11 protein-coding genes and 1 pseudogene are annotated in these 13,785 nt (G+C 55.7%); all 12 read right to left on the reverse strand.

The annotated features are described in order from the left end of the window. Nucleotides 1-2: 2 nt before the first annotated feature. Nucleotides 3-1,145 carry a restriction endonuclease subunit S gene (locus tag Q1A07_RS00640; RefSeq protein WP_299776854.1) on the reverse strand — a complete coding sequence of 381 codons (1,143 nt, stop codon included), beginning with the start codon at nt 1,143-1,145 and terminating at the stop codon, nt 3-5. Beyond that, nucleotides 1,142-3,175: an N-6 DNA methylase gene (locus tag Q1A07_RS00645; RefSeq protein ID WP_299776855.1), complete on the reverse strand. Its 2,034-nt coding sequence runs from the start codon at nt 3,173-3,175 to the stop codon at nt 1,142-1,144. Before Q1A07_RS00645 ends, Q1A07_RS00640 begins: the two co-directional genes overlap by 4 nt. Before the next feature lie 102 nt (nt 3,176-3,277). Beyond that, a complete protein-coding gene (locus Q1A07_RS21885) occupies nt 3,278-3,823 on the reverse strand; it encodes an HGGxSTG domain-containing protein (protein ID WP_366944003.1) in 546 nt (181 codons plus the stop codon). 346 nt (nt 3,824-4,169) lie between these two features. Beyond that, nucleotides 4,170-4,304, reverse strand: a pseudogene (locus Q1A07_RS00655) (AlpA family phage regulatory protein); the annotation flags it as partial. A gap of 130 nt (nt 4,305-4,434) precedes the next feature. After that, entirely contained in the window at nt 4,435-5,256 is an 822-nt protein-coding gene (locus Q1A07_RS00660) for a hypothetical protein (RefSeq protein WP_299776856.1), read from the reverse strand. Between the two features lie 2 nt (nt 5,257-5,258). Then, nucleotides 5,259-6,038 (reverse strand): site-specific integrase, encoded by a 780-nt coding sequence (locus Q1A07_RS00665; protein WP_299776858.1) that lies wholly within the window; start codon nt 6,036-6,038, stop codon nt 5,259-5,261. Between the two features lie 152 nt (nt 6,039-6,190). Further along, nucleotides 6,191-6,529: an Arm DNA-binding domain-containing protein gene (locus Q1A07_RS00670; RefSeq protein ID WP_299776860.1), complete on the reverse strand. Its 339-nt coding sequence runs from the start codon at nt 6,527-6,529 to the stop codon at nt 6,191-6,193. 439 nt (nt 6,530-6,968) lie between these two features. After that, nucleotides 6,969-7,709: a hypothetical protein gene (locus Q1A07_RS00675; protein ID WP_299776861.1), complete on the reverse strand. Its 741-nt coding sequence runs from the start codon at nt 7,707-7,709 to the stop codon at nt 6,969-6,971. A gap of 291 nt (nt 7,710-8,000) precedes the next feature. Next, nucleotides 8,001-9,329 carry a c-type cytochrome gene (locus Q1A07_RS00680; protein WP_299776863.1) on the reverse strand — a complete coding sequence of 443 codons (1,329 nt, stop codon included), beginning with the start codon at nt 9,327-9,329 and terminating at the stop codon, nt 8,001-8,003. A 118-nt stretch (nt 9,330-9,447) separates the two neighbouring features. Beyond that, nucleotides 9,448-11,331 (reverse strand): SLC13 family permease, encoded by a 1,884-nt coding sequence (locus Q1A07_RS00685; protein WP_299776865.1) that lies wholly within the window; start codon nt 11,329-11,331, stop codon nt 9,448-9,450. Nucleotides 11,332-12,109: 778 nt separating this feature from the next. Continuing rightward, entirely contained in the window at nt 12,110-13,150 is a 1,041-nt protein-coding gene (locus Q1A07_RS00690) for a diguanylate cyclase (protein ID WP_299776867.1), read from the reverse strand. Beyond that, nucleotides 13,150-13,734, reverse strand: a complete 585-nt coding sequence (locus Q1A07_RS00695) for a heme NO-binding domain-containing protein (protein WP_299776869.1) — start codon at nt 13,732-13,734, stop codon at nt 13,150-13,152. The genes Q1A07_RS00690 and Q1A07_RS00695 overlap by 1 nt, the downstream gene beginning before the upstream one ends. Between the last annotated feature and the right edge of the window lie 51 nt (nt 13,735-13,785).

Consider the following 13,785-nt stretch of genomic DNA (forward strand, 5'->3'; position numbering starts at 1 on the left):
CACTACACATCAACGGGAAGGCGTCCATCCATCAGGCGGGGAAGGAGAAGGTCGCGGGCTACGGTGAGCTTTGTGTTTTGGTCTATGAGCAGTTCGGACTGCCTGAGGAAGGTGGATGCTTTTGTATTGAACTCATCAAGCAAATCTTGATCGGGAATTATGAGCTTTCGGCTATGTGCAAAGTCGCGATTTAGTCCCGGAACCGCAACATCAGTGCTAATGAAGCTCACATTTTTCAAAGCATAGAAAGTGAAATAATCACTGTTCGCGGGAGAGATATAATAGACCGTATCAATAGGCCAAAAATCGCGCCCCGCCCAAAAGACACTGCCGACATTGCCTTTGCGGCCAACTACGATCGACTTGCCTTCAACGAGCAGTTTGTTGTGAGACCCCACAATTCCGCTTGAACCATAAACGTCTACGTCACCTTCAACTCGTGCGTCAGCCTTTAATGCCTTTCCGTATACGAAGGGGCAGTGTTCGCCGAGAGTTGTCTGCACCCATCCCTCCGGCAGGCCATCGACGAAAGTTGCGGTCTCATGGCCGGGGAAGCGGAAATGGACGAACCATTCGCGATAGAGCAGCCGCGCCGCCTGCTCCAACAACGCAATCCGCCGCCGATTGTTCTCGATCAGGTCGTCGTAGGCCGAAATGACGGATAGGATGTGATCCTGAGCGTCCAACTCAGGGAGCGGAATTGGAAAATTTGCCAAAACCTTTTGGTTTAGGTTGTTTATGTTAACTCCACCGCCAAGGTTTGAGAGCGTTCGCCGAAATACTGGGGACCTAAAGAAGTATGCAAGATATTTGGAGCGCGCGCGATTTGACGTGTTTCGAAATCGGATGCAGAAACCAGAGAAGGATACATCGGTTTGGTCTTCTTCGATAAACATCGACCGACCAATAAGGTCTTTGTTCCCGTTGGAGCGGACAAAAATGACATCTCCTGCTTTAAGAAGGGAATCCTTGGCGTTGATGCCATCTGGGTTGATTTCGTCAAGTTCTGAGTAGTTCGGAGTGCGTAGGTCGCCAAAATTTTTGACTGAGATCACCTTTAAGCCGGTACCGGCGTTTGCTTTGGAATAGTTCAGGCCGTTGCGAAGCTCGCCGAGTTCGCCAAGTTTGACTTCAGCTACACTCATACGATTAACTCTTCGAAGTTCTTGGCGACGGCCTCCGCCAGCTCTGCGGCTTCGGCGTTTAGCGTCTCGATTTCGTCGTGGATTTCCTTGATCGCCTCTTCGAAATCGAAGTCTTCATCATCCTCTTCTGGTGCTACGCCCACATAGCGCCCCGGCGTCAGGCTGTAATCGTTTGCGGCGAGTTCCTCCTGATCCACCAGTTTGACCAGCCCCTCGACATCGCGCAGCTTGCCTTCAGGGAAACGCGACAACAGCCAGTCTGCCTGCCCTTCGAAATACCGGAACCGCTTCAAACTGCCGGTCGGCGTCAGATGCACATCAGGATCGCCGGTCAACGGCACCCGCGCCTCGGCAATCGCCGCCAGCAGCTTTTTGCCCTCTGCCGCCTTTTGGCCTGCCTCGACCGTCGCCTCCTGCGACTTCTGGGCAAGCTTGGCCAAATGGTCGATTTCCTTGATTAGCGCCTTGGCCTGATCGGCTACAGGCTGCATCGCGGTCCAGACCGCCGTGAGGTCTGCAACTTCAGACGAAGGAGCCGAGAGCGCCGCGGCACTGGCTATGAAAGCGGCGGCATCTTCCTTCAGCTTATCGATGCCCGCTTGCAGCTCTTCGGTGTCGCCATGCTTTGCGAAATACGCACGGGCGGCGTCAAACGCCGCCACAAGCGCCGTAAAGTCCGTTTCGCACGCCTCGTCCCGCGCTGTCGACAGATACTCCTGCGCCAGCCCTGCAAAGCGGTCGTTCTGCCCGCGATAGAGCCAGACGATGGCCGTGATGTTGCGTTCCTGCTCGGGCGCAAAGTCGTAAATTTTGCGTGTCACCTTGCGGAAGACATGCCGCGCATCGAGCATCAGGACCTTGTCGCGCAGATGCTCGGGCTTGCCCTTGTCAAAGAACCACAGCTCACAGGGCACGGCGCGGGTGTAGAAAAAGTTGCCCCGGATCGCGAGCATGATGTCAACGTCGCCCGTCTTGACGAGGGCTTCGCGCACCTTGGCTTCCTGCCCGCCCGCCGATGATGACTGCGACGACATGACGATGCCCGCTCTGCCCCGGTCGGATAAGTAAGAATGGAAGAAGGACATCCAGACGTAGTTGCCATTGGACACCTTGCCGCCCTTGTTTACCCCCGGAAGGCCGAAGGACAGGCGCGGATCATCCTTCATCTTTTCAGCGTCGATCTCGTCGACGTTGAAAGGCGGGTTGGCCATCACATAATCGAACGGCCCTTGATCCCTGTGCGGGTCTTCGTAGTAGCTGATTGCCTTCTGAATATCCCCTTCAAGCCCGTGGACAGCGAGGTTCATCTTGGCGAGGCGCAATGTGGTCGGGTTCTTCTCCATCCCGTAGAACGTCAGGCGTTCGTTCGGGTTGGCTTTCATCGCTTCGACGAAGTGCGCCGACTGCACGAACATGCCGCCCGAGCCGCAGGCGGGGTCGATCACCTTCCCGCGTGTGGGCTCGATCACGTTGACGATGGTTTCAACGATACTGATCGGAGTGAAGAACTCGCCGTTGTCGTGGGCCTTTTGGTCGGCGAACTGAGTCAGGAAATACTCATATATGCGACCGAACACGTCGCCATCGGCCTTTTGAAGCGCCGGGTCGTTGAAGATGCGCAGAACCTGCCGCAGGGCATCATCGTCCAGCTCTTCATATTCCTGCTTGGGCAGCAGGCCTGCGAGGCTTTCATAGTCCTCTTCAATGGTCTCCATTGCGCGGACGACGGCGGCAGACGCGCTTTGATCTTCCGGCAAGCTGACGAGATAATCGAACTGAGCCTCATTGCGCAGGAAGATTGCGCTGCGGCTTGAAAAGTCGGCTTTGGTCAGGTCGCGGACTTTGCCGCCACGGGAAGGCAGCGTTGGGATGATCTCTTCGCGGACTTTGAGGAAACGGGAATATGCATGACGGAGGAAGATCAGCCCCATGACGGGCATGAAGTATTCGTTGCTCGCAAAGTTCGAGTTCGCCCGAAGCGAGTCCGCTGAGGTCCACAGTCGCCGCTCCAGTTTGCCGATATGTTCCAAAGCACTGCCCCGCTGAGTCAAATTTTTTTATATTCCCCAAAGCTATCCGTTGTATTGAAATGGGTCCAGCGCAAGATCAGCTCCCAAATACGGTCACTGTGCTTAGTCGACTGTTATAGCCCGCCTCCACTTCGCCCATCGGCGTCGTTGTGCCTCCGCGATTCTTGCTCGCCCCAGCGCCGTTTTTGGACCAGTCGAATAGCCTCCGTGGTTTCTGCAACGTGATTTACCACGAATGGGCATTGCTCGACGCGGGCGACCTAGCCTAGTCTGCGCTCCACACTGGCGTTTTTGTCCGCAAAATACCCTCGGATTTTGTAAAACCCCTTGGCCCGCGGCCAAATCAACCTGATTTTTCCGGATTTGCATACTGGGTATTTCGTTATCGTTGTTTCCTGCTTTCAGACCGCGTAGCACACCGAGGATGCGGCCCGGCGCGTAACCACGCTGCGCGACTTGGCTCTTCCGCTCCCAATAACGAATTGTGTACTTATCAACGCCACAAAGGCGCGCCAGCACCGGTCTCGATAGACCTAGCTGTTTGCGCAGGCGCTTCAGCTCCGTACCTGTCATGAGAGTGACTCTGCGTTTGGCTGGTACATTCTTTAACTCCTTCGCTGTGTTCATCTTTTTCCTAACTCCCAGCATGTTTAACCCTGTTCTGTTGGGTGGAGAGGGCCGTTGTGACGGGCATAGGACGACTAACCCCAGCCAAAATCGGCCGAGGCCAGTCCCTACGCCCGTAACGATCTTGTCTCTTGGCCGGAGCCGGACCGCCGCTTAGAGCCCTTCCAGTCACGCGTAAATGCTGGAAAGTCGGTTGCTACTTGCGACGCCTTGAACGCTGCGCCGGGAGCCGGGCTTCAACCTTTCGGACTGCCCTTTGCTTGTGGCTCCAACCCCGTGGTAAGCAAAACCTGCACACGCCACCGTCATCATACCGTCCGTTGCGCAGTCTCCCGCATTAAGCGGGCATCATTAACAACAGAAACTGCTATGAATCGATCTGGACCCGAGTTTCGATCCAGTTCTGGATGTCGCTTTTGCGCCATGCAACTGATCGCCCGCCCAACCTTACGGGCGTAGGGAACTTACCTCGACCCATCCAACAATATATTGTGGATCGGCTGAGACCTGTTTGAGCCTACACCTCTTTTCGACGAAGAAGAATTTCGGTCATAACGCTACCCTTCGGATCTAATCATCTTTGATCAGACCTAGCCGGAGCTGCATAGCGTCGTCCATTAACGGAAGTTGTTTCACACTTCCGTTAACCGGCGGCAAACACCTTCCGCTTGATTGACGAGTTGAGCGCCGCGTTGTCCTGCCGTTTCTTCATCGACATTGCGTAGCATGTTGTAAGCAATAGTGGCATTCGTAGCGCCAACACTTCGCGCATCAATCGCTTGTAGGTAGGTTGGCCATTTCTTCATGTTTTCGCTCGATTTCTTCGGAAGCCCGGCCTCGTGACGCCTTGGTGTTATCGTGCGTTCCATTCTGCTTTGCTCGTACTCTAAAGCCGCTTTTGCTTCCTTGATTTGCGGGCCGATCGGACGTTCTTTATCAAAAAGAAATCCTTTGAGGTGAAACCCCCAAGGAGACAAATTTTTGGGATCAAGTTGACGCAACCCTGTCCCACGATCGCCACTATGCCACGTTGGTCCTTCGCCAAACCAATGTGATATTCGAGGATCGTAAAATGCTGACATGGACCACCGGCGACACGCGGAATGAATAAATGGCCAATACTTTAGTCCTGCAGCGAGTAGTTTAGCCTGCTGTACTTTCGTGAAAGAACCCGGACCATGAGACAAAGGCTCAATGCCCTCAACCTTTCCTAGATTCCCACCGCTATTTGGGGCAACGCCATGTTCTACGGATGCGAAGCGTGGTGCCAGCTGGTCAAAAATTTCGCGATACTCCCGGTTCCGGCGCACAAATTGCCATAGCCAATCATCGAAATTCCAAGATTCTGCGTCTGGATAGCTGTCTTTTTCCCACCACAGCAACGGTGTCCCCCACAGTTTTGCATTTTCCGGCCGAGGGCATCTAGGATCCGTGATCTTCGCTTCTTCATCCATCACTAAACTGCGCCCACGCGCGGCAAATGGGGTTGATATACGAAATTACCTCGTAAAAATGATGCCCAGTCTTCCATCAATTCACGGCGCCGTTCCAGCATGTCGCTGCGCTGATAAGCTCTTTCTACTTCTGAGCCGACGTTATGTGCTAGAGCGATTTCAGCCATGTCACGAGGACAACCTTGCTCCGCTGTCCATTGTCTGAAAGTAGATCTAAGTCCGTGCAGAACAGCCGGTCGATTGCTTCGCGGATCTACGAAACCGGCTCGACCCAACTTAACCTCAGCCTCTTGCATGCGCCGCATCACTGCGCTCATGCTCATGTCCGAAAGCGGGCCGCCGCGCGCCGCGAAAAAGATGTAAGAATTTCCTTCAAAGCGCGGCAGTTTATTGAGCAAATCAATGGCGTCAGCTGAAAGTGGGACTCGGTGTTCTCGCCTCGCCTTCATACGGGACGCTTCAATAGTCCAAATCGACGCTCTAAAATCGATTTCGTCCCATTTCGCACCCCTAACCTCGCCCGATCGCGCAACAGTAAGCGCGGCAAATCGCAAAGCGTGACAAGCCATACCCTCTCGCTTTGATACTTCGGACCACCAGCGGGGCGCATCACTTAAGGAGATTGCGCCGTGATGGTTTGTTCTAGCAATCTTGCCCGGCGATGGGAGTAGCTCTTTGAGGTTGCCTTGCCATGCTGCAGGATTGCTGCCTTCACGATGGCCTGCAACCGTGGCCCAACTGAGGACTGCCTCTACGCGGCCTCGCAGCTTCTCCGCTGTCATAGTCCGTTCTGTCCAATGTGGTTCAAGCATGAGAAAAACGTCCCGAGTTTGGATGTCCCGAACCTGCATTTCTCCCAATGCAGGAAATGCGAGCCTCTCAAGCGATCGGATCCATTCTCTACCATGCTTGTCGCTGCTGAACTCCGACAACTTCATTTTGGCGTATAAACCCACACATTCGGCGAAAGTGAGCGGCTTGCACTTTGCTTTCGCTGCCCGCTTTTCAAATATGGGGTTCCCCCCATGACGGCGCAGCGCCGGTTCTCCAAAGCCTTTTGTCGGGCCATAGCCAGCGTGATTACCGGCGGGCTACCAAGGCCCAGCTCTCTTTGCTTTCCCCTGATTGTAATTCGCTGGAGCCATTGCTTGGAACCTGATGCATTGATGCGTAGCATCAGACCATGGCCGTCATAGTATTTTCCCGGTGTTTTTAGAGCATCGACCTGCCTCGCTGTTAGGCTTTGGCGCGGTTTCCTTATCCTCTTCTCCATCACTGTAAGTCTCCCTGATCGGTGACTACCGACCTATCGCCACCATTTGGCGCCCCCTATCCCGCCCCCAACCTGAGCGTGGAACAGAGTAGACCATGGCGGAATCACATGGACAAGAAGAAAGAGAAATCAATTTGTTTCAGTAGGTTGCACGGAACCCAGCGGAACAAGCAGGACTCTGGGATATCAGCCCTACGGGCTGCCACATTTCCAAATGAAATATTGTTTTGATGTGATTTCGCCTCATCACCGTTCAGTTTCTGCGAAGGGCTGGAATTTTTCTCAGTCATTCTAAGCCGCCATCCGACAATTTCTAGCGACTTGACGTGCGCGTGCAGGCGTCATTGGACCTTGAGCGGGGGGTAACCCATTCGCGGTCTCACGATCGCCTGCCCACGCTTGCATGTTGCAATGGCGAGTTGACGACGGGTGAAAACCATTATTCGTCTCTCGTGTCGGAAGCACCGCGTGCGCAGCCTAAAAAGCGTTCAATTTTACCTTCGATTACAGACCACTCAGGCAAATGCGCACGGGCGTAGTTAATTCTCACATCGACATCCGCCGTTCGAAAATCTTGGGTACAGCTTGGATTGAGAACGTCACCAGCTTGGCCGCAGCTAATGACGGTTTGCACGGTGCCAGCCGTATCGAATTTCACAAACACGTCGCGATACATTGTCTGTCCACCAAAAGGCGCGAAACTCTGCAGCCCATAGTTGGCTGATGTTACCTGAAAATCGGAAAGTCCTCGCTTCGCTTGTGGTGCCGCGTCGCTCAGAACAATCTCCGTAAGGCGATCTAGACCCACCAAGTCATGGATGACGAACGTCATGAAACGCGCTGGACGTGATTTCAGAAGCCCGGCGGTCTCAGATCGGGTGACCGGAGAGAAGTCATCAATCATCACGCGAAACAACTGGGCCTCATGGATCTGGTCATCACGCCGATCCCAGGCATCTTCGAAGTAGATCCTAGGGAAAACTAACTCATGAGAGACGTCTTCCTGATGCATGTAGAGGGTCTGTGAGACCATATCTGTTTCGGTGTGAAACAGCGCGCAGACGTCTTCATTGGCGGCGGCAGGCGCGTGTTGAAGCAAGAGCGCCATCATAACCGATGCGGTTTTTGCGCGCGATGAATGCCCTACGCCAGTTTTGGAGCTATCGTACCGCGTGGCCATCAAGCATCCTCACCTAAGGCTTCAATCGGAGGTTACTTCTAAGAGCGGCGCCGTCAATTGAATGTTGTCGAAGGTTTTAGACGTCGGCAACACTGCTTCACCCTATCACTTTGAAAATCTACACGTGGGAATTTGCATCTGACTTGCGTGTGGCTGTCCCGGAGCATTGGGGACCAAGCGGCGTGAGGTGCAGGTCAGGGCGGCAGATTGCCCTTACAGAGGCCACTTGGAAGCGAACCAAACGGAAATACCCGGCAAAACCCGCATCTTTCGTTCAGGTATCCAGACCCTTCAATCCGGAACAGTTGCGGTTTGCAGGAAACCAATCAGGTCTTCGCGGTCTTGTGCCTTGGTGATCCGCTGCATCGGCATCTTTGATCCCGGAATGTAGTGATCGGGCCCAAGATCGAACAGCAAATCAATTGTCTGCGCGCTCCAGATGATCTGCGCCTCTGCAAGGGTTGGTGAATACGCATATCCGGCGACACTGCCCGCAGGTCGACCAAAAAGCCCGTGCAGCGACGGCCCCGCCCGGCGCTTTCCATCCGGCTCCAGCGTGTGGCAAATGGAGCATTTACGTTGGAACTGGCGCTCCCCGTTGGACATCTCCTCCGGGTCTTTCAGGAAGGATCGTTCGGTACCCGTCATCTGTGTGGCATCGGCCAGACCGTCCGTTGGCCAGCTGTAGACTGCATCCGCAATCCCGCCCGCGTGAAGGTTCCTGCCATCCGGCGAGAACGCCAGCGCCCAGACCGGCCCCGACGCCGTTGCGCGAAAATCCTCGGCAATCCGCCAGGCGCGGCTGTCGATCATCATGATATAGCCCTGGGCATCGCCCACAGCGATCCGCCCGATGTCGGGCTGATAGGCCATCGCGAGAATGGGCCGCCTGTCCGCTGTGAAGTCTCCTATTTCCGTTGCCTCCGGCAGCGCGACCACCCGGGTGCCGCCATCAACGGCGCCATAGGCCAGCCAACTGTCATCGGGTGCGACCAGCAGCGCATTGATCCCGAAGCCGTGCTGCACCAGACGCCGAAGGAATTCACCTGTGCGCCCGTCCCAAAGCCTTATGGTGCCATCTGCCGAGGCCGTATAAACCTGACCGCCATCAGCAGAGAACGCGACATCACTGACCGTGTTTGCGTGGCCTGCAAGCTCGACCGGTGCGCCCCCCTCCAAAGACCAGAGGCGCACGGTGCGATCCCAACTGGCGGAGGCAACGCGCAGCCCATCGGGAGAGACGGCGAGACGGATGACCTTGGCGCTGTGCCGGCCAAGCTCACGCGTCGACCCATCCCTCGGGTCCCAGAGGCGTACGGAATAGTCGTCACCGCCAGACACCACCCTACCCCCAGCCACCGGGGCAACGGTATTCACCGCAGCCTCGTGCCCTTCCAACCAGATTGGGACGCCGTCCTGCCACAGGCCCACAGAATTATCAAAGCTGGCCGTCAGAATGGCGCCATCAGCGCGCACGCTGATGCCTTTAACCGGCCCGCCATGCCCTTCAAGGATGAATGAGTCCTGCGCCAAAAGCAGATTTGGACCGATGCCAAAAGCGAGGCAAAACGTCCATAACAGCAGCCGTCCGGCTGCACGCGTCACTCTTGCGTTTTTCATACCTGCATGCGCCGCCTTTTCCATTCCGGACCACGTTTCACGCGTCAATTGCATCACACCCTAGCAGCCCAAACCGCGCCTCGTCCATTCACCGGCTCGGCCAAGCAGACTGGCCGCGTCAGAACACAACATTCATGACCAGCAACGACACAACGAGAAAGAGGATCGTCATGACGCCACCGCTTTTGATGAAGTCGGTCACCCGGTAGCCGGCCGGCCCCATGATCAGGGCATTGACCTGATGGGTGGGAATAAGAAAGGAATTGGAGGTCGATATCGCGACGGTCAGGGCAAAAATGGCCGGATCGCCCCCCGCCGCGACGGCGATCGACACCGCCAGGGGGACCAGCAGCACCGTGGCCCCGACATTCGACATGATCAGCGTGAACACCGTGGCCAGCACCGCAACCCCGGCCTGCAGGGACCAGAGCGGCCAGCCGTTCAGCAGGGACAGGATCTGGTCGGCAATCCAGGCCGCCGTGCCTGTAGTCTGCACCGCCTGCCCAAGCGGGATCAGACTGGCCAAAAGGAAAACGGTGCTCCAGCTGACGGCTTCATAGGCATCGTCGATGTCCAGCACACCCGTCAGGATCATGCCCACAGCGCCCGTCAGCAGGCACAGGGACAGGCGCAGATCCGTGAAGAGGATCAGGGAGATTGAAATGATGAAGAAGAGCAGCGCCCACCCGACTTTTTTGGGGCGCAGTTCTTCCTGGGGGAAATCCGTGGTGACCACCACGAAATCTCGGTCGCGCGTCAGCCGGGTCAAGGCTTCCCAGGTGCTGTGGATGACCAGGGTGTCCCCTGCGTGAAACGGCACCTCCCCGACGGCCGTAGGAGCGTGGTCTTCTGTCTCCACGTAACTCATCGTTTCTTCATCGCGGTGGATCGCCAGCAGGCTGGCCCCGTAGGTTTTGCGAAAGACCAGATCATGCGCGCATTTGCCGATAACCGAAGAGCCGGGCGGCACGACCATCTCTGCCACCCCGGATTTGGTGGCGGCGTAATCCTCGGCAAACACCTCGAGGGCGTTGTGCAGGATGTACCCGCCTTCCTCGACCATGCGGTGAATGACCTTCTCGCGCCCAAGCACGGCAATGCGACAGGGGGCGGTGATCTGCGTCTGGATGACGGGCGCAAACCAGCGCTTGCCCTGATAGGCGCTGCCGATGATGTAGACGTGGTAGCGCTGCATCACGTCATCGAAGGTTTCGCCCACACAATCATGCCCTTCCGGGATCGAGATCTCAAAAATGTCTGTCTTCAAGCCGTATATGTTTTTCAGATAATCCTTCAGGGACTGGCCGCTGGTACCATCCCCGGTCTTCCTGCCCTTTGGCAGAACCCAGCGACCCAAAAGTGTGAAATAGAGGATACCTGTCGCGACAAGGCAGATGCCTACCGGCGTTACGGAAAACAGGCTGAAGGTCGCCATCTGCTGGTCTGCGGGCAGCGATTGATTGGCGCTTAACAGCAAATCATTCAGCAGGATCAACGGTGAGGAGCCCACCATTGTCATCGTCCCGCCCAGAATGGCGCAGAATCCCATAGGCATCAGCAAGCGGCTGAGCGGCAGTTCTGTGCGTACCGAAATCCGGCTGACCACGGGCAGGAAAAGAGCGGCGGCCCCCACATTCTGCATGAAGGAGGAAATCACGCCGACCGTGCCGGAGACAATCGGGATGATCCTGGTTTCTGTTTTCCCACCGTGTTTCAGGATCAGGGAAGCCACCTTGCTCATCAAGCCGGTTTTGTCCAACCCCGCGCCGATGATCATCACCGCAATGATCGAGACAACCGCGTTGGAGGCAAGGCCGTTGAACAGGTTGCTGACGTCCGCCAGCGATCCGAGACCAGGCAATTGACTGAGCAGACCCAGCAGGACCATGACCATGATCGCGGCCAGGTCTATTCGGACAATTTCAGAGACAAACAAGAAGACGGTGAATGCCAGCAGACCGAGAACCACCGACATTTCAAAAGTAAGACTGATCTGTTCCAATTCGCGCCTCCCTTTGCAATTGTTACTACCAACCAGAGGCTTGGCGCAACAAAACGTCGAGATATGACACATACGGCAGTTCAGAAGCATGCGCCTTGGGGCTTGAAATCCACAGGTTGTGCGGGCTGCGCCTCTCATTGAGGCGTAAGTGATCACCAAGCTTCCAAGGTTTACGCTGCCTTCGCTCGAGAAGAGCCCTCAAGCTTGGCACGATCCCGGTAGGGCAATAGGTTTCGTGTCACTTTAATTGGGGATCAATCGACGCCCACGCCTTCGCAGGCCTTTGATACCGGCAACCGACCCACCCAAGATTGCACGCGCCTGAAGTACGACAACCGTCCCTAAAGAGGGGTGCTTCGCGCCTAACGATCTGTTGCGCGTCCTCGTTTGCCCCATTCGACAGCTGATTTGACTCAATGGAAGTCCGTTTGTGCAGTTGCCGACATCCAACTGGCGACCAGAACAAACATGTCGCGAAGGGTTATTGCGCAATGGATCGCACGTGCGTGCCGCCTTAGAGCGAACCTGCGACCAGAACGTGGCGTCTGGATCCACTCGCCATTCGAACGCCAATTGCTATGGCCAACACCTCGCGTGCGACCGCTTTAATAAAGGCTTTTAGATCGATGTTCGGTGGGGAGTTCCATGCAAACTGGGAAACAAGCCTCCAACAAGGGAGCAACCCTTAAGTTAAATCCATTGCGCTCAGAATTTACACTGAAATTCGATCCGAATACCGTCACATTCTATCGGTCCTGCTGCCACACCCCGTTCCGCTTTAGGCGTGTTTTACAATTGGCTCGCGTGACGTTGCTTGCGCGGGATCTCGCTCCTTCTCGCGCAGTTCTTCGGAAAAGAACGTGTGCCGTCCCCGTCCGCGATGTTTGGATTCGTAGAGTGCAACATCCGCATCCCCCAACAACTTGTCCGCAGTTAGCACAGGGTAGTTGCGCGATAATGTTGTGCCTGCACTCCCTGAAACCTCGCAGCGTTCTCCTTCGAAATGGATGGGTTCGCTCAACTTTTTAATAATGCGCTTTGCAATTTGTTCGATGATTTCAGGCTCCTCCACATCGCGCAACAGCAAAACAAACTCATCCCCCCCCACGCGGGCTACCGTGTCCCGGCTACGTACTTCGTTCAACATGATCTTTGAGACCTGTTGCAGCACATGATCGCCTGCGGCATGGCCCATCGTGTCATTGACCACCTTGAAGTAGTCGAGGTCCATGTGCATCAGGGCAAAACTCTCTCCCTCGACAATCAAATCCGCCAGGATCTGATCCATGGCACGTCGGTTCTTCAAACCGGTCAGCGTGTCGGTCAGCGCCTGCTCTTCCGCAGCAATGCGCGCGCCCTGCAACCTGCTGTTCAACTGGCGCGATGCCTCCATCGCCGCCGACTTTGCCTCCACCAGATAGAGCATCTCGATCGTCAAGTCAGTGGGGGCAAAATCCGCTGCCGTAAGCTTGTATTCCTGCACCGCGTCCACAACCGAAATGCCAAAGGAAAGATTGACAATCATCTGTCCGACTTCGGGACCTTCCATCAAAACGCCCTTGAGTTCACGGTGCGGAGGATCGCGAAACTGCATATGCAATTTCATACCTGCCTTCTCGCGCAGCGCGCTGATTGACTTGATTTCTCTGGGTCTTTTAATTTCGAACACATCAAGAAAGGGTCGACCCACAAGGCTCTGATCCGGCAGCAATTTCTGCGCTGTCGGTCCCGCGAACCCGATATCGCCATTGCGGTTGAGGATGACATGCATCGGGCACATCACGTTCAGCATTTGGTAACACAGGGTGGCGCCGCTCATCAGACACTTACCCCCAATTCGAACCCGCGACCTTCCGCAAAATCCGCCTCGAGCAGGGCGATCGCGACGGTCTCGACACCTTCCTCAACCCCCTGATGCTCCAGAAACACAAGCGCGCCGTAGTCATCTGCCATCGCCCGCAGCACCCCGGTGAAAAGGTGCCCACAGCCGGGAATGTCGCCTTCGCAATTCAAGCTGAACTGATGCGGATTATGTTCCCGAAGCTCAATCCGTGGCAAAACCAGATCGGCCACGGCCAGTCGGGCGCGGTCGGGCAAATCATCCAGCGAATGCAGGAAATCCAGGAAATTGACACCACCAAAGCGCAGCAACCTGCGCAAGGCCTCCAGATTGGGGTGCGAAACAAGATAGGTGCCGATGTCTTCCATCAACTCATCGTAGGGGCGGTCGAGCACGTCACAGACGGCAGCCAGAACACGCGGTGTCAGGCTGTCTTCATAGGTCCACATCGCCTCGAACTCGACGAACCCCAGATCCGCATTGCGCGCAACGGCAGCCCATTGTGCATTGCCGTAGCTGTCAACGACAAACCGTTGAATAGCTCTGTTCACAAGCCCATGCATGATTGCCTCATTTCCGTAACAGGCCGGACAATGAAGCCTAGCAGTTAACAA

Origin of the sequence: uncultured Roseobacter sp. (assembly GCF_947492555.1) — a bacterium.
Lineage (GTDB): Bacteria > Pseudomonadota > Alphaproteobacteria > Rhodobacterales > Rhodobacteraceae > Roseobacter.